This window comes from Microcystis ichthyoblabe FBCC-A1114 (genome assembly GCF_050500245.1).
In the GTDB taxonomy this organism is placed as follows: Bacteria; Cyanobacteriota; Cyanobacteriia; order Cyanobacteriales; family Microcystaceae; genus Microcystis; species Microcystis ichthyoblabe_A.
Map to the genome: position 1 here is coordinate 3,170,132 of NZ_CP191408.1, position 21,269 is coordinate 3,191,400.

General features: G+C 41.4%; 18 protein-coding genes and 3 pseudogenes. 11 read left to right on the top strand and 10 right to left on the bottom strand.

Annotated elements, in window-relative coordinates; translation table 11 throughout:
- Positions 1-103: 103 nt before the first annotated feature.
- Together ACQY1Y_RS15295 and ACQY1Y_RS15300 are read left to right on the top strand one after the other, a co-directional pair.
- A complete protein-coding gene (locus ACQY1Y_RS15295) occupies positions 104-1,747 on the top strand; it encodes a Ppx/GppA phosphatase family protein (protein ID WP_002738182.1) in 1,644 nt (547 codons plus the stop codon).
- Positions 1,748-1,947: 200 nt separating this feature from the next.
- Positions 1,948-3,597: an alpha/beta hydrolase gene (locus tag ACQY1Y_RS15300; RefSeq protein WP_002776298.1), complete on the top strand. Its 1,650-nt coding sequence runs from the start codon at positions 1,948-1,950 to the stop codon at positions 3,595-3,597.
- Between the two features lie 74 nt (positions 3,598-3,671).
- Here the strand turns inward: ACQY1Y_RS15300 and ACQY1Y_RS15305 are convergent, their stop codons facing one another.
- On the bottom strand, positions 3,672-3,962 hold the full coding sequence (locus ACQY1Y_RS15305) for a DUF3082 domain-containing protein (protein ID WP_002737160.1): 291 nt from the start codon (positions 3,960-3,962) through the stop codon (positions 3,672-3,674).
- A gap of 447 nt (positions 3,963-4,409) precedes the next feature.
- Here ACQY1Y_RS15305 and ACQY1Y_RS15310 point away from each other — a divergent pair.
- A pseudogene (locus ACQY1Y_RS15310) lies at positions 4,410-4,571 on the top strand (IS630 family transposase); the annotation flags it as partial.
- Between the two features lie 99 nt (positions 4,572-4,670).
- Here the strand turns inward: ACQY1Y_RS15310 and ACQY1Y_RS15315 are convergent.
- Together ACQY1Y_RS15315 and ACQY1Y_RS15320 are read right to left on the bottom strand one after the other, a co-directional pair.
- Positions 4,671-5,228, bottom strand: a complete 558-nt coding sequence (locus tag ACQY1Y_RS15315; protein WP_002736662.1) for a 50S ribosomal protein L25/general stress protein Ctc — start codon at positions 5,226-5,228, stop codon at positions 4,671-4,673.
- Between the two features lie 27 nt (positions 5,229-5,255).
- Positions 5,256-6,599 carry an adenylosuccinate synthase gene (locus tag ACQY1Y_RS15320; RefSeq protein WP_002776296.1) on the bottom strand — a complete coding sequence of 448 codons (1,344 nt, stop codon included), beginning with the start codon at positions 6,597-6,599 and terminating at the stop codon, positions 5,256-5,258.
- Positions 6,600-6,897: 298 nt separating this feature from the next.
- Here ACQY1Y_RS15320 and ACQY1Y_RS15325 point away from each other — a divergent pair, with 298 nt between their 5' ends.
- Positions 6,898-6,975, top strand: coding sequence for a DUF4351 domain-containing protein (locus ACQY1Y_RS15325; RefSeq protein ID WP_430014684.1), 78 nt, complete (start codon positions 6,898-6,900; stop codon positions 6,973-6,975).
- Between the two features lie 200 nt (positions 6,976-7,175).
- Here the strand turns inward: ACQY1Y_RS15325 and ACQY1Y_RS15330 are convergent, their stop codons facing one another.
- The 3 genes from ACQY1Y_RS15330 to ACQY1Y_RS15340 form a co-directional block, all read right to left on the bottom strand.
- The gene (locus ACQY1Y_RS15330; protein WP_002737439.1) at positions 7,176-8,330 is read right to left on the bottom strand and encodes a pyridoxal-phosphate-dependent aminotransferase family protein; all 1,155 of its coding nucleotides are present in this window, start codon (positions 8,328-8,330) and stop codon (positions 7,176-7,178) included.
- A 221-nt stretch (positions 8,331-8,551) separates the two neighbouring features.
- On the bottom strand, positions 8,552-9,442 hold the full coding sequence (gene trpC, locus ACQY1Y_RS15335) for an indole-3-glycerol phosphate synthase TrpC (RefSeq protein WP_287231091.1): 891 nt from the start codon (positions 9,440-9,442) through the stop codon (positions 8,552-8,554).
- Between the two features lie 138 nt (positions 9,443-9,580).
- The gene (locus ACQY1Y_RS15340) at positions 9,581-9,793 is read right to left on the bottom strand and encodes a hypothetical protein (RefSeq protein ID WP_002735306.1); all 213 of its coding nucleotides are present in this window, start codon (positions 9,791-9,793) and stop codon (positions 9,581-9,583) included.
- Between the two features lie 299 nt (positions 9,794-10,092).
- On the opposite strand from ACQY1Y_RS15340, the gene ACQY1Y_RS15345 reads away from it, so the two are divergent.
- Complete coding sequence (locus ACQY1Y_RS15345) at positions 10,093-10,770, top strand: hypothetical protein (RefSeq protein ID WP_002776293.1); 678 nt, start codon at positions 10,093-10,095, stop codon at positions 10,768-10,770.
- A gap of 2 nt (positions 10,771-10,772) precedes the next feature.
- Positions 10,773-11,063 (top strand): DUF3288 family protein, encoded by a 291-nt coding sequence (locus ACQY1Y_RS15350; RefSeq protein WP_002738029.1) that lies wholly within the window; start codon positions 10,773-10,775, stop codon positions 11,061-11,063.
- 161 nt (positions 11,064-11,224) lie between these two features.
- Here the strand turns inward: ACQY1Y_RS15350 and ACQY1Y_RS15355 are convergent, their stop codons facing one another.
- The 3 genes from ACQY1Y_RS15355 to ACQY1Y_RS15365 form a co-directional block, all read right to left on the bottom strand.
- Positions 11,225-12,130 (bottom strand): Npun_R2821/Npun_R2822 family protein, encoded by a 906-nt coding sequence (locus ACQY1Y_RS15355; RefSeq protein ID WP_430013081.1) that lies wholly within the window; start codon positions 12,128-12,130, stop codon positions 11,225-11,227.
- A 234-nt stretch (positions 12,131-12,364) separates the two neighbouring features.
- Positions 12,365-13,360 (bottom strand): glycosyltransferase, encoded by a 996-nt coding sequence (locus ACQY1Y_RS15360; RefSeq protein ID WP_069475512.1) that lies wholly within the window; start codon positions 13,358-13,360, stop codon positions 12,365-12,367.
- Between the two features lie 350 nt (positions 13,361-13,710).
- Positions 13,711-14,610 (bottom strand): IS5 family transposase, encoded by a 900-nt coding sequence (locus ACQY1Y_RS15365; RefSeq protein ID WP_430013082.1) that lies wholly within the window; start codon positions 14,608-14,610, stop codon positions 13,711-13,713.
- Positions 14,611-14,672: 62 nt separating this feature from the next.
- On the opposite strand from ACQY1Y_RS15365, the gene ACQY1Y_RS15370 reads away from it, so the two are divergent.
- From ACQY1Y_RS15370 to ACQY1Y_RS15385, 4 genes and pseudogenes are all read left to right on the top strand, one after another.
- On the top strand, positions 14,673-15,461 hold the full coding sequence (locus ACQY1Y_RS15370; protein ID WP_002735669.1) for an acetyl-CoA hydrolase/transferase family protein: 789 nt from the start codon (positions 14,673-14,675) through the stop codon (positions 15,459-15,461).
- 195 nt (positions 15,462-15,656) lie between these two features.
- Positions 15,657-17,003: a CHAT domain-containing protein gene (locus ACQY1Y_RS15375; protein WP_430013083.1), complete on the top strand. Its 1,347-nt coding sequence runs from the start codon at positions 15,657-15,659 to the stop codon at positions 17,001-17,003.
- A gap of 293 nt (positions 17,004-17,296) precedes the next feature.
- Positions 17,297-17,695: pseudogene (locus ACQY1Y_RS15380) on the top strand (transposase family protein); the annotation flags it as partial.
- A 93-nt stretch (positions 17,696-17,788) separates the two neighbouring features.
- A protein-coding gene (locus ACQY1Y_RS15385) for an ISKra4-like element ISMae18 family transposase (protein WP_420064666.1) occupies positions 17,789-18,840 on the top strand; the annotation gives its coding sequence in 2 pieces (ribosomal slippage) (positions 17,789-17,945 and positions 17,945-18,840; 1,053 coding nt in all).
- Between the two features lie 34 nt (positions 18,841-18,874).
- Here ACQY1Y_RS15385 and ACQY1Y_RS15390 read toward each other — a convergent pair.
- Positions 18,875-19,672, bottom strand: a pseudogene (locus ACQY1Y_RS15390) (IS4-like element ISMae7 family transposase); the annotation flags it as partial.
- Between the two features lie 355 nt (positions 19,673-20,027).
- On the opposite strand from ACQY1Y_RS15390, the gene ACQY1Y_RS15395 reads away from it, so the two are divergent.
- A protein-coding gene (locus ACQY1Y_RS15395; protein ID WP_420065268.1) for an ISAzo13-like element ISMae28 family transposase occupies positions 20,028-21,250 on the top strand; the annotation gives its coding sequence in 2 pieces (ribosomal slippage) (positions 20,028-20,508 and positions 20,508-21,250; 1,224 coding nt in all).
- The last annotated feature ends 19 nt before the right edge of the window (positions 21,251-21,269 follow it).

The following is a 21,269-nucleotide window of genomic DNA, read 5'->3' on the forward strand; positions in this document are numbered from 1 at the left end:
GCTATACAAAGCTAAAATTGCCGCGCCGAGGCGGACAATTAGAGGGATAATAAGACCAGCCTTAACACCTATCCCCCGACTGGTAACTGATCACTGATAAGCGATGGTGAATATTTCTAATCAAGTTACACCCAATTGGGGACTAGCGCCCCTGGCAAAAGTCCCCGATGTCCAAATCCTAGCGGCGATCGATATTGGTACGAATTCGGTTCACATGGTAGTGGTGAAAATTGAACCGTCTTTACCCGCTTTTACGATTATTGCCAGAGAAAAGGATACAGTCCGTCTGGGCGATCGAGATAGGAAAACTGGTAAATTAACCCTAGCGGCCATGGAAAGAGCGATCGCGGCTTTAAAACGCTGTCACGATCTGGCTATTAGTCTCCATGCGGATCAGATTATCGCCGTGGCCACCAGCGCCACCCGGGAAGCAGCCAACGGTGACGAATTTTTGGCTTTAATCGAGAAAGAAGTCGGTATTTCTGTAAATCTCATCTCTGGACAGGAGGAAGCGCGCCGGATTTATCTCGGTGTCGTCTCGGGAATGGATTTCCAAAATCAAGCCCATATTATTATCGATATTGGTGGCGGTTCCACGGAATTAATCTTAGCTGATAGCCAAGAAATTCGCTTTCTTAGTAGTACCAAAATCGGGGCGGTGCGTTTGACGCAAGATTTGATCACCACCGATCCCATTAGTACCACAGAATTAGCCTATTTAAGGGCATACACCAGGGGAATGTTGGAGCGGGCAGTAGAGGAAATTAAACATCATTTACAGGTGGGAGAAGTGCCGCGTTTAGTGGGAACTTCTGGGACGATCGAAACTTTGATGACTATCCATGCTTTGGAGAAATTGGGGTTAATTCCCAATCCTTTAAATGGCTATCAATTAACCCGCAAAGATGTCAGAGAATTGGTTAAACGTTTCGCCAGTTTGGACTATCACCAAAGACTGGCAATTCTGGGAATGTCCGATAAACGGGCCGAGATAATTCTAGCAGGTTCGATCGTGCTTTTGGAAGCGATGACCATGTTAGATGTTGATAAGTTAGTTCTCTGTGAAAGGGCCCTGCGAGAAGGGGTAATCGTCGATTGGATGCTGACCCACGGTTTAATTGATAATCGGTTACTTTATCAGAGTGAAATCCGTCAGCGCAGTGTCTTGAAAATAGCGAAAAAGTATCAAGTTAATTTAGAATCTGCTGAGAGAATAGCGACATTTTCCCTGTCTTTGTTCGAGCAAACCCAAGCACAATTACATTCTTGGAATCAGGAGGCTAAAGATCTATTATGGGCGGCGGCAATTTTACATAATAGTGGTTTATATGTTAGTCATGCTGCCCATCATAAACATTCCTATTATTTAATTCGCAATGGTGAACTGTTGGGCTATACAGAAATAGAGTTAGAAGTTATCGCTAATATCGCTCGTTATCACCGTAAAAGTAAGCCGAAGAAAAGACACGATGATTTTATGAAATTAACGGAATACTATCAGTATATGGTCAGACATCTAAGTGCTATACTGCGGTTGGCCGTGGCTTTAGATCGACGACAAATAGGAGCGATTAAAAAGATTGAATGTAAGTACGATCCCGAATATAGAACCCTACATCTGCATCTTTTTCCTAATAATGCTGAAGATGATTGTGCTTTAGAATTGTGGAGTTTAGACTATAAAAAACCCGTTTTTGAGGAAGAATTTGGGGTGAAAGTAGTGGCAACTTTGGCATTTTTACCCTGAAATCATGAGCGATGAGTAGCTTGAAATCGGCAAGATTGGAATTTTCGAGACTTGTTACCCGTTATTCTAGGTCAAGATTATCGACCGTGGCAAATTGATAATTTTTGTTGATAGTCAAGCAGGAAAACAGTTAAAAACTGCGAAGTTACTGTTATAATCCAGAGGGAATAGGAACGCAGAAAGAAAAGGAGCCGAAAAACTTGTTGCAATTAGCCAAAATCAGCCGCTCGATCGCTCTTGGTTGCTTAGGAACAATACTGACTAGCTTCCCTGTCCTCTCGGCCGAGAGAATCACTTTTATCTTAGCGCCCTTTAGTCGTACCCTAGAAATTAGTTCCCTAGAAAAGTTTGCCAAAACTGGCAGAATTGACGCTAATCTAAGACAATATTTAGGTAATACGACTGCGGAACAACAAAAAGAATTTCGCCAAGCTTTAACCACAAGTAAAGAAATTAATCCCGTCCTGATCTCGCGCTTTTTTAACACCAGAATGGGGGAAGATATTCTCAACCTTTTAGGGGAACTGATCACCATTCAAGGGGGTATTAATGGTAAATTTGCCCTGCGTTCTGCCCTAGTTAAATCAGCTTTTGAACCGGAAGGGGTAACTATTCTTAGCCTGCTGCGTAATCTGCCCACTAATATGCAGATTGATGTGACAAAAGTGCAAAGATTAGCCCGGGCGATCGATGTCGTCCTGAAAGCCACCACGGTATTTACGGAAAAGGTGGCGCAATTATCCTTAGAAGAAGCTAAAAAGGCCGGTGAAATTAATTTTACCGCCATGACCGACCCCCGACAACCCGGACCGCAACAAGTGGAACAGATGCGGCTGGATTTAACCGATAGCCGTCGTCAGAGGAAACTTTATCTAATTATTGTCAAACCCAAGGGGCAATTAACCCAGAAAACCCCCGTTATCGTCTTTTCCCACGGTTTAGCTTCTCGTCCTGAAGATTTTGTCCGACACGCAGAACACTTTGCTAGTTACGGTTATCTCGTCGCTATGCCCCAACACCCCGGCAGCGATACCCTACAGGTACAGAATCTACTCGCCGGTTTATCGCGGACGGTTTTTTATACCAACGAATTTGTCGATCGTCCATTGGACATATCTTTTGTGATCGATGAATTGCAAAGACGAAACGCGGGGGAATTTCAGGGGCAATTAGATTTAGATAATGTGGGAGTTGGTGGACATTCCTTCGGCGGTTATACAGCCTTAGCTGTGGGTGGAGCGACAATCGATTTCGAGAATCTACAACGGGACTGTCAAAGAAGATTGGCTTTTCTCAATGTCTCCCTCTTGCTGCAGTGTCGTGCTTTGGATTTACCCCGGGAAGAATACAACTTTCGCGATCCGAGAATCAAAGCGATTTTTGCGGTTAATCCGTTTAATTGGAGTATTTTTGGGGCTAAAGGACTGGCTAAAATCGAAATTCCCACTTTTGTGGCGGCAGGAACCTACGATCCGGCTACCCCCGCTATTTTTGAACAGGTGCGCTCTTTTCCCCTGCTCAAAACCGAAAATAAATATTTAGCTCTGATTGAAGGTCAAGCTCACGTTGACTTTTCGGTACTAGATGCGGGAATTAACGAAGCGATCGAATCCATAGCCGATCTTACCCTGCCAGCACCATATCTGATCGATAGTTACGCCCATTCCCTATCTTTGGCCTTTTTTGAGGTCTATATTCGCAAAAACCCCAGCTATAAACCTTTTTTACAGGCGGCCTATTCCCAATATCTCAGTCAAGGCCAGGAGTTTAGATGTTTTCTGATTACCCGCGCTTCCTCGGCTGCTTTAGAACAACTGATCAAAGATTTTGTTGCTCAAAATGTCCGTTAATCAGTGATCAGTTATCAGTTAACTGAAAAAAATTACCACCTCCTACTCCCAATTCATAATTCATAATTCATAATTTATGTTTGTTGAGGGCGTTTAAGTAGTAATTGGATAGCCAAAAGAATTAAACCAATGGTGACAAAAACAAAAATAAAGGTTCCCAGAGAAGCTAAACCAAAAACTAAAGTGCGGACAGCACTGCCAATTCTCAAGGCGATCGGACTGTGAGCAACCATTGGTTTTGAGTAAAAAGAATGACCGATCGCTGCCGTGAGATAATAGAGAATTGTCCCCAATGCTGCCGAAATTGCCGCGCCAACTAAACAGCGAGTAGGAGTAACTTTTTTGGTTTCTAATTCTGTGGTCATTACTTTTTATTCCTCAAATACTGCCCGGGTTAAATTTTAATTAGGGTTTGCTGAAAAAGTTTTTCGTGGGGGTAGGGTGTGGGGTGTGGGGTTTTACGGATTTTGAGGGGGTCAGTTACCTAATTTTCAGGGAAAAAGTCCTGGAATTTTACCCCCGATCACTCCAATAGCTGGCACTTTTTGAGGGAAAAAAAGTCTAAAAGTCTTATCCAACAAGGGTTTTAGATTTATTCAGCAACCCCTAATTAAACCTCTTGCATAATTAATTTTTGAGGGTTCAAAAACGTCAAAAATAAGGATTAAATGGCATCAAATCTGTAAATAGATCATTTAATTGATTATTATTCATTCTCAATTTTCCTAACTACTGACTCATAACCCTAACAACAATTTTTGATTTTTACAAGAGGTCTTATGAAGGTAGATCAGACAGTGATGCAATTCAGACTTGAATCAGCCTATTATGAAAACTTTTCTGACTTTTCTTCAGCTATTTATGGATGCCTGAATGATGCCGATCTGAAACATAAAAAACAACTGGATTCCTTGCTTACTCTAGGATTTCAGAAGTTTAATAAATCTCAGATTATGAACGTCCAAAGTATATAAACCCCCAGTAGATGGGAGTGCCAGAGATGCGGAGCAGTAACCAGTAAACAGTAAATAATGAAATATGATTTGCTGATGACTGATCACTGATCACTGAATTTATCTTTTAGCGGCAACAATGGCAAAAACGGTGGTATGGGGATCATCTTTTAAAGTCACCCCTTCCGGCATTTTTAAATCACCCACGAGCAGGAATTGCCCCACACCGATGCCCGAAACATCAAATTCGATCACTTCCGGGATATTATCAGCAATACAGGAGACATTAACTTCGTTAACGAACTGTTCGATTAAACCGCCCTGTTTGGTTCCGATCGCTTCTCCTATGGCTTTAATCGGAACGACGATATCGAGCTTACCGTGGGCAGATACCGAGAAGAAACTGAGGTGATAGAGATTTCTTTTCCAGGGATGAGATTGTACCTCTTGGATCAAAGCTTTTCCCGTCCAAGGCATTTCCGGAACATTGACATCCACCAGGGTATTATTCACCGAGGCCTTTTTAAGCAGGGTTAAGGCCGCTTTTTCTCCCACCACGAGGGAAACCGATTCCGTGCCGTTATGGCCATAGAGAACCGCCGGGATCAAACCCTGACGACGTAGAGCCCTGGGGTTAATATTTTCGGGTCTTTTTTGACATTCAACGCTAACTTGCATAGTTGACTAATCCTCTTTAGCAATGATTTAAAATTCGTAATTATCCCAAGGCGAGCCATTTTCGTCCAAAAGAGCGCGTTTGGGTCCGTGAATGGGATCTTCAACGATAATAGTTTGGTCGCGACTAGCTCCTAGGGAGATAATAGCGATCGGTACTTCCATGATCGCCCCTAGGAATTTTAGATAATCGAGGGCCTGTTTGGGCAAGTCTTCCAGACTCCGACAAGCGCTGGTGGGTTGTTGCCACCCCGGCATCGTTCGGTAAATCGGTTGACAACGGGCGAATTCCACCGCACTACTGGGTAAATGGCGACAGGTTTTGCCGTCCAATTGGTAGGCGACACAGACTTTGATTTCCTCTAGGGTATCGAGAACATCTAATTTAGTGATCGCTAGACAGTCTAAACCATTGATTCGCACTGCGTAACGACCGATAACCGCGTCAAACCAACCGCAGCGACGACGGCGGCCGGTGGTCGTCCCGAATTCCGCCCCACGATCGCATAATAACTGCTCGACATCCCCCTCTAATTCCGTCGGAAATGGACCTTCACCTACCCTAGTGGTGTAAGCTTTGGCCACACCGATCACTCGATCGATTACCGTCGGACCGATGCCAGAACCCACACAAGCACCCCCGGCGATCGGATTGGAGGAGGTAACGTAGGGATAGGTTCCGTGATCGAGGTCGAGTAGGGTGCCTTGGGCCCCTTCAAAAAGAATATTCTTACGCTTGCGGATTGCTTCGTAGATTTTTAAGGAACTATCGACCACATGGGGACGCAGTTTCTCGGCATATTCTAGATATTCCTCGATCACCGTCTTCGGATCTAAAGGCGGTAAGTTATATAACTTTTCTAAAATGACGTTTTTATAATTGATCGTCCATTCTAGTTTTTGCTGCAGATTCTCGGTATTGATCAAGTCGATGACTCGAATACCGATGCGCTCGGATTTGTCGGCATAGGTGGGGCCGATACCCCTTCCCGTGGTGCCGATTTTATATTTCCCCCGTTTTTCCTCGGATGCTTGATCGAGCAGCCGGTGATAGGGCATAGTGACATGAGCCGTTTGCGAGATATAGAGATTGTCGGTAGTAACATTGAGGGCGTGTAATTGCGCCATCTCTTTGAGTAACACCGAGGGATCTATGACTGTTCCAGAGCCGATTATACATTCCGTATCCGGGTAGAGAATCCCAGAGGGAATTAGATGGAGTTTGAACGTTTGTTCATCGACGACGACGGTATGACCCGCATTTACGCCACCTTGAGAACGCACCACCACATCCGCCGATCGACTCAGCAGATCCGTGATTTTTCCTTTTCCTTCGTCGCCCCACTGAGCGCCGATTACAATAACGTTAGCCAAGGTATTTTAGTCTAGCTAAAGTTCACACAAACTACCATTATCCACACTGGATAGATATTTTGTCAAGAGCATTATTGATTTAGTTATGGCTTTATTTCGTCGTCCTTCACCACGTTTATTCACCCTATTTACCTTTTTCTTGTTGCTCTGCCCTGGGGCAGCGTTCTTTTTCCAAGGGAAACTATGCCGCGAGACTTTAGCCCCTCTGCCTCAATATCCATAGAAAACGGGTTTCTCAAAGAAACCCGTTTTCTGGAATAAGAGGCGATCGCAAATTTAATCTCTCTCAATTAATCAACTGGAAGCTTTAGGAGAAGCTTTGTTAGATTTTACCAAAGCGGGAGATTTAGAGGAATGGGGGCGATCGCTTCTGTAGGTGAACCTGGTGTTAAAACTATTTGGTTGGGACTGGGAAGATGACATAATATCAGCGAGACTTGGAAGCTATCTGATCAAATCAGTTCCCCCAGAGAACCCCCTTGAGCCATCCTGCAAACTTTTCTCTCTTTGTCAAATTTTATGTTAAGAAAGATGTGACTAATGGATAGGGGGAGAAGGAGAAAAGCAAACCTAAGATTAACCCTGCACCATCACCGAGGCAGCCGCAGCCACACCGGCGCCGGGGGTGACACTTTCGACACCTAACTCGATTAAAGTCGCTTCAATGGCAGCGATAACCGTGAGGATATCCCTCTCACTAGCAAAACCTAAATGACCGATACGGAAGATTTTACCCTTGAGGTGATCCTGACCACCAGCCACAGCGATGTCGAACTTTTTATTGAGAGTCGAACGAATTTTTTCCGCATCTACTAGAGTGGGGGCTACCGCAGTAATCGCCGTGGAAGCCCAGGAATCCGCCGCGTAGAGGGGCAAATCCAGGGCGCGCATACCCGCCCGCGTCATCTGCGTTAAGCGTTGGTGACGGGCGAAAATTGCCGCTAATCCCTCCCTTCTCATCATTTGCAGAGAAGCTTGTAAACCGTACATCAGGTTAACTGGGGGGGTAAAGGGGGAACTATCCTCATCGGTGGCTTTTTTGTATTTGCCCAAATCTAGATAAAAACGGGGCAGTTTGGCGGTTTCGTAGGCTTTCCACGCTTTTTTGCTTACGGAAACAAAACCTAAACCGGGAGGAATCATATAACCTTTCTGGGAACCAGAACCGACCACATCTAAACCCCATTCGTCGATGGGAATATGATAAGCTCCTAAACTGGTGACAGCATCGACGATAATTAAAGCTTCCCCGTGGTCTTTTACCGCTTTGTTAATGCTTTCCAAGTCATTGAGAACCCCGGTGGAAGTTTCTGAATGGGTAATAATTACCGCTTTGATGGCTTTTTCCTTGTCTTCGGTCAGTTTAGCGGTGAATGCTTCTGGATCTAGGGGTTTACCCCATTCTGCCTTAACTACATCCACATTTAAGCCGTAGGCTTTCGCGACTTTCCCCCAACGTTCCCCAAATTTACCATTATCCCCCACCAAAACTCGATCGCCGGGGCTGAGAAAATTAATAATTCCCGCTTCCATGGCACCGGTTCCCGAAGCGGTTAACATTAAGACATCGCCACTGGTTTGATGCAACCATTTAAGATTTTCGGTTAATTCGGCGATTACCTTGCTAAAAGCACCGGTCCGATGACCTATCGGTGCTTTAGCCATAGCCAATAATACCGCTTCCGGCACCGGTGTGGGGCCGGGAATCATCAACATATTTTTATTTTCCATGGTTCGTCCTCTCTCGTTGGGCCATATTTAACAAAGATAAAAAACCAAATCTCGATCGCATCAATTCTGAGGGGTTGATTTAAGATTTGGCAAACTCTGATTATATCGCAGGAAGCAGGGGGCGGTCGGCAGGAGGCAGGAGTTAGCTTTTTTCTCCCCAATTCCCCACTTCATAATTCGTAATTTATAATTCATCATTCCGACTCCCCACTTCCTAACTCCTATTCCCGATTTTCAAACAATTTCTGGATACCGACGGCAGGATCGGGCAGTTTTACCAAAGATTCGCCGATTAGAACTGCATTTGCTCCCGCTTGCTTCACTTTCGCCAGATCTGTTGCTGTGTTTAATCCCGATTCGCTGACGATCAGAATACCTTTTTCTCGCACCTTTTCGCCTCTAGCTTCTAGTAATTGGCGAGTATTGTCTAAATCGACTGTAAATGTCTCTAAATTACGGTTATTAATGCCGATTAGTTCGATTCCCTCAATGGCTAACACTCGATCAAATTCGGACAGACTATGCACCTCTACCAAAGCTGTCATCCCTAAACCCTTGACAATTTTGACAAAATATGCTAGGTCTTGATCGCTTAAAATAGCGGCAATTAAAAGAACAGCATCGGCTCCTTTAGAGCGAGCGTAGTAGATTTGATAGGGATAAAGGATAAATTCTTTGCATAATAGGGGTAAAGATACCGCTTGCCGGACGAGGCTAAGATTTTCGTAACTACCTTGAAAAAACTTACTATCGGTTAAAACCGATAAACAAGTGGCTCCTCCCTGTTCATAGGTACGGGCGATCGCTACAGGATCAAAATCTTCGCGGATAACTCCCTTGCTAGGAGAAGCTTTTTTGACTTCGGCAATCAAAGCGGGTTGGGTTTTACCCTGTTTTAAAGCGGCTAAAAAGTCGCAAGGTGGCGCAGTATTGGCTATTTTTTGGCGTAATTCCAATAAAGGCAACCTTTCGCGCAATTTATCGACTTCGATCTCTTTATGCCAAACGATTTCTTCTAAAATATTTTGCGGTTGTGCCTCTGGCACTTTCACCACATAACTCAAACTCTCAACTTTAACGGCAGGATTGGGGTGTTTTCTTCGGATCTGCATTTTTTCACTGTCCAGAGCTTAACAGTGATTAGTGTAACAGTGATTAGTTATCGGGGATTGAAATAGAGACGGGGAAAACCACGTCTCTACAGACATTTAACTCTACTTCTGTGGATATTCCCAGTCTTCACCGAAAGGCTATTGCATAGCTTCGATCGAACGTTCTAAAATTTTATCTTGGAGTTTTTCGTCTTCTTGACGATTTTCAGTTAATAAAACCCGCGCTTTCGCAGTTTCTGCCTCTCCTTCCCCTAAAAGCTCCTCTGTACGAGTTAAGACATTCTCTTCGAGCATTCCTTCTGCTTGTCGTTCTTGGGTTAGATTAAGACGTGCTTTTTCTTCAATATTCATAAATTTATCCCTGCCACAGGTGCGATCGACTTCTACCTTTAGTCTGACACAAATTTGCTATTCCGTATCATTAACTACAGAAAAATTTAGAATCTTACTGGTGAAACTGAGATTTAGGTATTTGTTCTCATTCCTTAAATGGACAGGGATCGATCGACCTCAAGCTATAAAATAAAACCTATGGAACAATTCCCCAGCTTAATCAAGCTTGTATATCGGGCGAATAATTATCGATTGCCTAAACCAACAGATTTCTGGACAGTATCCGATTCTATCGTAATATCCTATTTGCACAGCTTATGACCAAAGGTAATTTAAACGATCTCATCCGTACAGAAGCTAATAAAGAGGTAGAATCCCAAACCTCTCCTTCTCCCAAACGTCCGAAGGAAACTAACGCCACCCTACAGGCAAAAATTAACGACTTGACAACAGAGTTAGAAAAAACCGAGAAAAATCAGCAAACTCTCCAAGAAAAGGTTATTTCTCTGGAAAAAGAAGTCCAAGAACATCTGGAACTCTCTGTCAGGTTACAGCAGTTACAACAACAGACCGAGCAGTTAGAATCTGTCCTCTCGGAAAAAACCACTTTGGTGGCACAATTATCGAGTCAATTAAGTCAATCCCAGACGGAACTAACCGAGAAAAAACAGTTGATTGAAAAATTATCGAGTCAATTAAGTAAAACAGAAATAGAACTGACTGAGAAAAAACAGTTAATTGAAAAATTATCGAGTCAATTAAGTCAATCCCAGACGGAATTAACCGAGAAAAAACAGTTAATTGAAAAACTATATAATCAAATTAAAACCCTAGAAAATAGTCCCACCCCCACGCCTGAACCGTCAGCAATTACCAAACCTGCGCCGAAGAAACCCAGTCTTTATAACTTTGAAATGGCAACTTTAGTCCGTTATATTGCCCCAACTCCTACCCCCACAGAGTTAACGGATTCCGATATCGGTTGGTTCGATTAATTATGGCTAGTAAAAACCAAGAACAACAACATCCACAGGAAAGAATTGATCGCCCGATTGTTGATCAGCTGCTGCAATCAGAACCTAATGATTTAAACTTAGCTGAATGCGCTCGTTTACGCATACGTTATCAAAACTTTCCGGGGGCAAGAGAAATCCAAAGAGATTTAGATTTAATCCTAGAAAAATGGCAGTTAGATGAAGCTAGTTTATGGGCAAAAACTCGACAACTGCACAGTCATGGACAAGTGTATCAAATTCGCCAAAGCGAGGAGCAACAGGATTGGAGTTAAATTAAGCTATAGGGTTGAAAAAAACACTTCTTCCCTTTCACCTTATCTCAGAAAATAATATTATTGTAGGGGCGAATTGCATTCGCCCTCTTTTAATAACTTCTGCTGCTCGCCTATATGTGAGAGAAAGTCACAAATAGGAGATGCACCAAAAATAAAACCTATAATTTGATTTTATCTAATAATCTCTGAAAAGGATTTTTTGGTTTGCTTGCTGGCGGATCTGCGGGGGGATTAGGATCATCTAGATAACGATAATATCTCCAGATATCCCAGTAGGGACATCCCGGTTCAATGCGAATTCCTGCCCAATGTAAATATTTTAAGGGCTGATTTAATCTCGGATCGATTAAAATATTCCCCTGAGGTTGAAAATGAGAACTTCCCCCCCAATTTCCCGCTTGACAACCCGGAGCGCGGACAATATTAAATCGATTGGGAACTCGTTTGAGAATGGTATAATTAATAATCGGTTGATCGGAGGTTTTTTGAGAAAAATCAAAATATTCTGGATGAGCGGCACATTCTTGAAAAGCACTATATAATTCCTGTTCTGAGAACAGATTCTTTTTACTAGCCCAAAAACCACCGTTCAACATTCCACTTAGATCATTTTCTGTGAAGATTCCTTGTTCTAAAACAATCGGATTAAAGACATCAGTAATCCCTTTTTTGTGTTGGTAATCACAGCAGAGAAAATCGTAGGTATCGAGGAAATTTAGATTATCTATTATTTTTTCAAAAACTACGATATCCGCATCGATATAAAGAAATTGCTCTAATTCTCCAAACCAATACACCTGCTTGCGAAATTGATTGGGACGAGCAAAGAATTTTTCTCCAAAAATATCATATATTTTCTGGGCTAATTCTTCCACTAATTGCAGATCGGGATAGAGAATAACGCCATATTTTTCGGACAATAAATCGGCAATTTTTTGATAATTATTGTCGTAGGGAATCAAGATGACGGGAGAATCGGGATCGTACAAACAAATACTATTCATTAATGCGAGCGCCTGCTCGATAACTCGATCATTAGCGGTAATGTAAATTCCTCGCTTCATAAATATCCTGGGGGTAAGAGTTAGAAATAATTATATAGCAGTTATCTTAATGGTGAAGTAGAAAGTTTTCCTTTTGGGGAGTCAGCCATCAGCTTTTTTCTCCCGATATCCCTGTTCACTGATAACTGATAACTGATCACTGATAACTGAATAGCCGATCGATCTTTCTCTGTCAACTCTTAAAATTGATGCGTTTTATTTTTGAATTGGCGAATAATGAAGGAAAGATCACTGCTACTTAAACAGTTTTTTCTTAAGTTTAGCCAGAGAACTCTGCATCCATAATTTTTTAAGTCGCAGGGGTTCTAAACCTTCTATATCAGCCGGATAGCGTTTTTTAATATCAAAGAAATCATTAATTTCTCTTAAAATTGTTTCAAAACGTGGTAATAATTTTTCGGGATGATAATCATCGATAAAATTAGCAGGTAAAGAATTAACGGGAAAATTACGGGCATAATTAAGAATACGTTCCAGATCGTATTGAGTGGAATAGGCCCCGATTTTTTGACAATTGAAACCGGGATCGAGATAATCGGCTAGGGCGCTATTGACGCTAGAAAATACCGTACAACCACAGGCTAAAGCTTCCAGGGGCGGTAAGCCAAAACCTTCCGTTAAACCGTTTACAGCCCAATATTCAGCCGAATCGTAGAGATAAACCCGACTACGATTGAATAATCCCACTAAATCCTCCACATAGCTATCTAAAACCTTAAGGCGACAGTGGGGACGGAGGGCGGGAACTAGACGATTGAGAAGATACTTTGAGGATTTGCGCCCCTGTACTAGAACATCGATATCCCTTTCTAATCCTAAATTGAGAAATTCTGAGCCAATTTGATTAGGAAGATAGTAAATCAGAGCATTAGGAGCCTTTTCCCCCCAATAACCCATAGTATTACGGCTAACGGTTATAATTGGTATTTGGGAGGGTAAACGGAAGCCGTAACCTGTACTATGGGCATGATAAATGATATTATGCGATCGCAATCTTGGCACCAGTTTAGGCAGATCAAAACCCCAGCTAACCACAAAAATACTGTCATCTGAGTTTATTTTCGCGAGTATATCCTCTAAAAAGAGATAATTTAACTCTTTTTGACGATAAGTCACAATCTGGGCACTACAAATTTGACTAGCTAAATTGACGGTTTTCATTTCTGCCCACAGTCCACCCCCACCAAAGGGAGAAGTAGTACCGGGCAAGAGAAAATAGAGGTTTCTCATCGGTATAATAGAGGTTTTGGTTAAGCGGTAGTCTGGAGACTCGGCTATTCTATGCTTAATTATTAAGGTGTGAGGTATCTAAAGGCAATAGTCGATCGAGCATAGATATTATACTATAGCTTTTCCTGTTCCCAAGAGGTACATTATCGATGTCGAAAAATTTAATCAGCAAAGGTTAAACTGTGCCACACAGGCGTGAGAAACCTTATATATCCATTGATATTAGCAAGGGGTTTTTAATACTTAATTACTCTATTTTTATTCGGATGAAAAATGAACTAGAGATTCTATGACCTAGAACACGGAGATCGCCTAAGTATAAATACTCGAAAAATCGCTATTTTTTGAACTTAAATGATTAGATCTCTTGCAAAAGTAATCAAGATATATATATCCTTTTGTCGGTAACGAAGTTCGTAATTGTAGATACCAGCAATCAAATTCAATCTCAGACCAAATCGCCGTCTGCGATTTCTGTATCTTGATGAAAGTATCCGAAATATTTTGAGACGACGATGAATATATTTTATAACTATACGCCGTTGTGATAACTGACGATTGGCTTTTTTTTGCTCTTTACTTAGTTTTTCTTTTTTCTTTTTTTTATGAGGAATTTGACTGTTTTGATGGAGCTTCTGAATTCCTTGATAGCCTTTATCCCCTAATATTTCTATTTTCTTATTTAACCTTATTTTGCTCTCTTTCCACAGTCGAAAATCATGGACTCTTCCTTTCTCACAACGGACACAGATTACCTGCTCGCTTTTTTGGTCGCAACGCGCTCGCTGCGCGAGATCGGCAACGACTTGCGACTTTAATGTGTGGTATCCCTGCTTGCCACTATAGTATGATTTCTGTTTTTTTTTGGGTCTTTCTATCTCCTGTTCTGACACATCCACCACTATTACTTCTATTTCACTATTACTTTCTAAGAGGGCTTTTTTTTTCGGTAGATTAAACAGACCTGATTTGATGAGAATATTCTCTACTTTCCTAACAATTCTATACGCCGTTGATTCGTTAATACCCCAACTATTTCCCAGATGAAAATAGGTGCGATATTCTCGCCAATATTCTAGTGTTATTAGTAGTTGGTCTTCCGTACTCAATTTGCTAGGTCTACCTGTCTTTTTTTGCCAAACTTTTTCTGCCTTTAGGACTGTTACCATATCCTTAAATGTATCTGGATACACGCCACACAAGCGTTTGAACTCTGTTGGCTTTAAAGTTTTTACTTGTTCGTAAGTCATCTTTCAATCTTAACTCTTGGACTATTTTATCCTATTTTGTCTAGACTTATGCAAGAGATCTATTGCATATTTCCGAAGTAGATACCATCGTAGAACATCATGTTCCGTTGCCAATGCTGAAACCTCGACCCGTCACGGAGCAAGAGAGGAAGATTGGCCAGTTAATTGCAGAACGAATTCCTGAACACGCCTGTCTGCAAATCGGCGTAGGTGGAGTACCTAGCGGAGTCTGCGAGGCGCTAATGGATTGGCAGGATCTCGGCATTCATACTGAGGTACTCGTTCCTGCTTTAGCAAGCCTGATTCAGAACGGTGTTGTCACCAACAAATGGAAAAAAATCAACCTGGGCAAATCTGTCTTCACCTTTGCCATGGGAGATGAAGCTTTCTACAACTTCATCAATGACAACATCTCGCTGGAAAGTCATCCCGTCAATTATGTGAATGACCCGGCTGTGATTGCCCAAAATGACAATGTGGTGTCGGTAAATTCCACAATTGAAATGAACTTAACCGGAGCTTGCAATTCGGAATATGTTGGCGGTCATCAGTTTACCTCGACCGGTGGCCAGTTGGATTTCGTCCAGGGGGCCTATGCCTCGAAGGGCGGTATGTCCTTCATCGCCTTCCAGTCTTCAATCAAGGATGGCAAGATCAGTAAGATCGTTCCTCGGCTTTCTGGGCCGGTCACGACACCCCGCACCGATGTTCACTATGTGGTCACTGAAAACGGTGTTGTCGATCTCAAGGGACTCTCCTCAACCGAAAGGGCGGAGTCTTTGATCGGACTAGCGGATCCAGCGTTTCGAGACGAACTCACCGCCGCTGCCAAGTCAATGCACTTGATCTAGTGATTTTTATTCAGATTAGGACTAAGTAATGAGCAATTACAATGTTGGACTGAAGGCTCTCGATTTTACAGGGTAATCGCACGTCGTTTTGTATAAAATGTAAGGTTCTTCATACGATTACCCTGTGCTTGACATTCATCGGCTATTATGCTATTACTGAGACTGTGTTAGCTTTACCGCCAGAGGATTAGGTACATGAAAATCCTTCATATTAGCTTAACGCCTCAAGGCTCGGATTATGTCTCTTTACGCTATTTTTGGGACAATCCTAATCAATATGAAGAACGCAGACTCCCTCTGGCTGAAATTAAAGATTTAGGCAACCAAGCAGAGACGAATTATTATACCCGTATTCCCGTAGATTATGCCATTACAGGACAAAAACTCTATCATTGGTTGGATGGGAATAACCGTCTTTTAGCCAATGCGCTCAAGGAATCTCAGCAACAAGGGTTGATTATTGCCATTGCGGCAGATAAGGGACTGGCCCATCTACCGTGGGAATTATTACATGATGGTCAATGTTTCCTAGTAGAAAAACAACCCCCTATTATCCCTATTAGATGGGTATCTAATAGTCAATCAATTGTAATAGTAACTCAACCCAAAAATCGTGCTTTAAATGTGCTATTTATGGCAACTTCTCCCTTAGATGTTGAACCCGAATTAGATTATGAAGCAGAAGAAGGGCAAATTTTAGAAGCAACAAAACGCACTCCTGCTAATTTGAGAGTAGAAGAAAGTGGTTGTTTAACTGAGTTGAGTTATGTGGTTGGGGAATATGAGAAAAATTACTTTGATATCTTCCATTTAACAGGTCATGCAACCCATCAAAATGAAAAACCTTGCTTTCTTACTGAAGACGAATATGGGGGTTTAGTTTATAGTAATACATCAGAAATTGCTACAGCATTAAGATACCCTTTACCTCCCTTAATTTTCCTCTCTGGTTGCCGTACAGGTTATGCTAGTGATGGTGTAGTTCCCTCGATGGCTGAAGAATTATTGAATCTGGGTGCAACTGCTGTTTTAGGATGGGGTCAAAATGTCCGCGATAAGGATGCTACTGAGGCGGCAAGTCGCTTGTATTGGGAGTTATCCCAAGGGGAAACGGTGGCAAAAGCGATCGCATCTACCTATCAATCTTTAATTAAGCAAAATGCACGAGATTGGCATAAATTACGATTATATATCAGCAATACTTTACCCCAAGCCTTAGTGACTCCCTTAAGAACAAAGGGACGGAAACAACTGCCAAAACCGACTACAACCTTAGAATTTAGGGATGATGAAAATCGCTTAAGGGTAGCCAGTCGAGAGGAGTTTGTAGGTCGTCGTCGTCAATTACAAAACTGTTTACGAACTCTAAAAACAGATTATAACAAAGTAGGGGTATTAATTCACGGAATGGGGGGATGGGGTAAAAGTAGCATTGCTTCTCGACTGTGGGATAGATTACCTGATTATGAAAAGATTCTTTGGTGGCGACAAATTGATGAATCTAACCTAATTAAGGCTCTTCGGGAATTGTTATGCAAATAATTAACTTAAAATAAAATTCGATGAGAGCAACTACGCTCAAAAGTAGCTGAAATTCATACAGGAAAGGACTTAAGGCACAAATAGGTTAATACCAAAAGATAGACAATCGAGTTAAGATTTGATATAATAGCCAAAAACGAGGGCTCTTCTGGTTTCTGTGTGGAAACGAGGTCTATACTGATAGTTTCTTCTGCAAAATAGTCTTAAAAGTCTTGTCCAGTAAGCATTTCACGATTCTATAAGCAAAACTTATCACACAAAGCCGAGAAGAGCCAAACGAGATTATTTTACTTATGATACTTGACAAATTTTTGAACCTACAAGGAACCTGTATTCAAGGCTATCGACACCTAGAAAATATCGGTATAGTTTTCCAAATCGAATCGAAAAATAAAAAAGCAGCCTGTCCTCGTTGTGGGTTAGAGAGCGATAAACTTCACCAAAATCATCGACATTTAGTCAAAGATTTACCGCTCTCAGGTCAACCAGTGTACCTACAAGTTAATCGTCGTCAATTTAAGTGCGGTAATTGTCAGAAACCCTTTAGCGAAGAGTTAGATTTTGTCGCCAAGAAACGAACCTATACGAAAAGACTAGCCGAGAATATACTCGAACAATTAAAAGAAGGAGATATTTTAAATGTTAGCCGAAGAAATGACGTAACGGAAGAAGAGATTCAAAGAATGATAGAGGGGAGCATCCCAATTTTGCAATAAGTATAAATGCTTAGAGACTAAAAACGTTAGCTAAGGCAAAATAAAGAGAAACAATTAAACGGTAGAATCATGAATACAGACCAAAAAGAACAACTAGATCAACATTTAAAAGCCATTGCTCAAATTCTAGTCGATAATACCCCAGAAGAACAACTACGTAGCTTTGAGGGCATTGAAACCGCCCTGCGAGACCATTGGCTGACTACATTGGGTCCTGCCATAGGCAATTTTTTTTTGAATCAGCAACAGGAACCCAAGCAGGGCGAACCAAAAGCGTAAGCAGTATCATAGGGAAAGTCAAGATAAGCGAGAAACAAGCCGATAAACTAGGATTAAGCAAGAATAATCGATTAAGTCCCATGCTGGAGAAATGTTGCTTAGGAGCAGTGGCTAAAGTCTCTTTTGAAGATGCGGAAAAAGATATCAAAATGGCGACAGGAATGGCAGTTTCAGGCAGTAGTCAACAGAGGCTTGTACAAAGATATAAATTTGAGGAAGCAGAAGCAAAGAGTCCGGTAGAAGCATTGAGTGTAGAGGTCGGAAAAGTCAGAATCAGAACGCCCAAAGGACAACCGAGTCAAGGTCGAGATTACAAAGCAGTAAGTCTGCATGGTCAAGAATGTGCGGGATTTTTTCAGCAAAATGAAGAATTACTGGAATGGGTGAACCGTCAGCCCTTAACAGAGGTAGTCACCTGTTTAGGAGATGGTCATGATGGGGTGTGGAATCTGATGGAGAAAATCGGTGTTAAAAGGAGAGAAATATTGGATTGGTATCATTTAGTAGAGAATATGAATAAAATAGGCGGGTCAAACCAGCGTCTGAATAGAATCAAAGAGAATTTATGGAAAGGAGAGGTGAAAAGAGTTTTAGAGGAATTAGAGGGATGCAAAAAGAAACAGGCTATAAATTTCACCAAATATGTCGATAAACATCGAGAAAGAATACCCAATTACGAACTCTATCAATCACAAGGGATTTGCATCGGTTCTGGAAGTGTAGAGTCAAAGATTAAGCAAATAGGTGCAAGAATGAAAATTGTGGGAGCACAATGGAAAGCAGAGAATGTTCCTCAGTATTTGAAGCTACGTTGTGCTTATCTCAACGGCGATATTGCCTGAGTATTTTTACTCATTGCAAAACTGGGATGCTCCCGGCAAATCTAACTGTTAGTTTAGCTAGTCTAGCCTCGTGATTAGGATTGCGTTTTACTTGCACATCTAGGCTACCACAGGCTTTTATTTCTCTGATGGATTGATGTAAATATTTAGGCTCTGGATGCCCTGACTTTTGCTTGTCTTCGAGATAGTTAACTTTTCGGTTATGAGTTCCTCGGATTAATAAATGAGAGTTAGGACTTCTTGATTGGGCAAATAAATCAAATATGTCTGCCTCACAATCTCCGATTGTTACTACTTGAATTTCTTCGGGTATTTGTTGTTGTGTTTCTGACAAAGAATCTAACCATCTTTGACTTTCTTTTTCTTCGGTTTCTCTTTTTTTGCGTTGCTTGGCAATCCCTAAATTCTTTTCTTCTCTTGCCCAGACATATTGATTAATCAGTCCTAAAGGTATTCCTTGCGCTGACACTCCTAAGGTGGTATGAACTTTGAGACCAAAGGATCTTTTATAATCTAGATAACCCATTCCTTTTTTGGCTTTTTGCGTCGTAAAGTCTAAACTTGTTGTGTCTTGCACTGCCAAAACTATTGGATGTTCTTTGATTCTTTCTACTGTACTTTTGGCTTGGGCGGCAATTATATCTGAGGGGTGAAAATAGGGGGAATTCCAAAAGTCGTAGGTGGCACTCGCTGCGGCTAGATTTCCCGAAGCTTGTGGCACACTTGTACTAGGTTGGCTGGCCAAGTTTTCTACGATACTGATTAACCTTTTCTTTCTTCTGGTGTCCCCTAGGTCTGCATACTGTAATTCTTGGGCTGCCCATTTCTCCATTTTTTTGCTTACCTCCACCTTAATTCCTTCTTTCAAAACTATACCTATCAATCGTTTCCCCTTTTTTTAAGTTTCTTCTCTTTTTGTTAAGAAAGATCTGACTAATGGATAGCTTGATAAGGGGGGTGCCGATCCCCCCTTAGTCCCCCCTTAATCCCTCCTTAATAAGGGGGGCATCTGATAATTTTTAACGCCTACCTACTTAGGGACTTCCAAAAAATAAACTATTCATTCTCAAGAATAATAATCATTCTCGGAGTGTGGGAGGTAGGGATCGATGGTTGCCCCCTCCTTCCAATTTTGTAGTAGAATTAATCCTGTACATTATTAATCAAGTTTTTCTTTTTAAGAATATATGGAATTAACTGATTCCCTCAAGAAATTGCTCAGTGAAACTGCACTTCAATTAAAAGGTGCAGCTAAAAGAAGATTCATGGCGCAAACAGTCTTAGAATTAGGCTATGGGGGACAAACCCTTGCTGCACAGGAGTTAGGCTGGAATCGAACTACTATTCGTAAAGGAATTAAAGAACTAAAAAGAGGCATTATTTGTGTTGATAATCATTCAGCTAAGGGGCGGAAAAAAGCAGAAGAACATTTACCTTTTCTATTGGAAAACATCAAAAATTTAGTGGATTCTCAAAGCCAAACTGACCCAAGTTTTAAAAGCCAAAGGCTTTATGTGAGACTGAGTGCGGCCGAAGTCCGAAAGCAATTAATCTCTAAATATGGGTACAGTGATGAGGATTTACCGAGCGAGGAAACTATTCGGGTTAAATTAAATAACTTAGGTTATCGTCTGAAAAGAGTCGCTAAAGTTTTACCTCAAAAAAAATTCCAGAAACCGAGGCAATCTTTGAGGAATTAGCTAACATTAATCGGGAAGCGGATGAAGACCCTACGATGTTACGTCTTAGTTTAGATGCCAAAGCTCGTGTTAATATTGGACTGTTTGATCGAGGAGGTAAAAATAGAATAACTGTCGAAACAAACGATCATGATTTTAATCCGAAAACAACCCTAACCCCTTACGGAATATTTATTCCAGAATTTGATGAGTTGTTTTTGTATTTCACTACCTCCACAGTCACCAGTGACTTTATTGTTGATATATTAGAGGATTTCTGGGAATCTGAAAAATCTCGTTTTGAGAAAATTAAAACTTTGATAATTAATCAAGATAATGGATCAGAAAATAATTCGAGACGAACTCAGTTTATGAAACGTATAGTTGAGTTTTCCCAAAAATATCAAGTTAATATACGTTTAGCTTACTATCCCCCCTACCATAGTAAATATAATCCTATTGAACGAACCTGGGCTGTGTTAGAAAACCATTGGAATGGGAGTATTTTAGATGAAATCGAAACAGCTTTGAAATTCGCCCAAACTATGACTTGGAAAGGAAAACACCCGATTGTTAAGTTGATTACTGAAACTTACGAAAAAGGAGTAAAGCTTACTAAAAAAGCCATGGAAAAAATCGAAGAAAAAATCGAACGTCTCACAGAATCAACGAATCAAGACTTTCCCGATTTGGGGCAATGGTTTATTGATATTTATTATGATAAGACCTAGTTTGTAGTTAACTAAGATG

What these genes read in the sequence shown, in the direction of transcription:
- ACQY1Y_RS15295 (WP_002738182.1), top strand. Translation starts at nt 104, where the DNA reads ATGGTGAATATTTCTAATCAAGTTACACCCAATTGGGGACTAGCGCCC.
- ACQY1Y_RS15305 (WP_002737160.1), bottom strand. Translation starts at nt 3,962, where the DNA reads ATGACCACAGAATTAGAAACCAAAAAAGTTACTCCTACTCGCTGTTTA.
- ACQY1Y_RS15315 (WP_002736662.1), bottom strand. Translation starts at nt 5,228, where the DNA reads ATGCAAGTTAGCGTTGAATGTCAAAAAAGACCCGAAAATATTAACCCC.
- ACQY1Y_RS15330 (WP_002737439.1), bottom strand. Translation starts at nt 8,330, where the DNA reads ATGGAAAATAAAAATATGTTGATGATTCCCGGCCCCACACCGGTGCCG.
- trpC (WP_287231091.1), bottom strand. Translation starts at nt 9,442, where the DNA reads ATGCAGATCCGAAGAAAACACCCCAATCCTGCCGTTAAAGTTGAGAGT.
- ACQY1Y_RS15340 (WP_002735306.1), bottom strand. Translation starts at nt 9,793, where the DNA reads ATGAATATTGAAGAAAAAGCACGTCTTAATCTAACCCAAGAACGACAA.
- ACQY1Y_RS15345 (WP_002776293.1), top strand. Translation starts at nt 10,093, where the DNA reads ATGACCAAAGGTAATTTAAACGATCTCATCCGTACAGAAGCTAATAAA.
- ACQY1Y_RS15350 (WP_002738029.1), top strand. Translation starts at nt 10,773, where the DNA reads ATGGCTAGTAAAAACCAAGAACAACAACATCCACAGGAAAGAATTGAT.
- ACQY1Y_RS15355 (WP_430013081.1), bottom strand. Translation starts at nt 12,130, where the DNA reads ATGAAGCGAGGAATTTACATTACCGCTAATGATCGAGTTATCGAGCAG.
- ACQY1Y_RS15360 (WP_069475512.1), bottom strand. Translation starts at nt 13,360, where the DNA reads ATGAGAAACCTCTATTTTCTCTTGCCCGGTACTACTTCTCCCTTTGGT.
- ACQY1Y_RS15365 (WP_430013082.1), bottom strand. Translation starts at nt 14,610, where the DNA reads ATGACTTACGAACAAGTAAAAACTTTAAAGCCAACAGAGTTCAAACGC.
- ACQY1Y_RS15375 (WP_430013083.1), top strand. Translation starts at nt 15,657, where the DNA reads ATGAAAATCCTTCATATTAGCTTAACGCCTCAAGGCTCGGATTATGTC.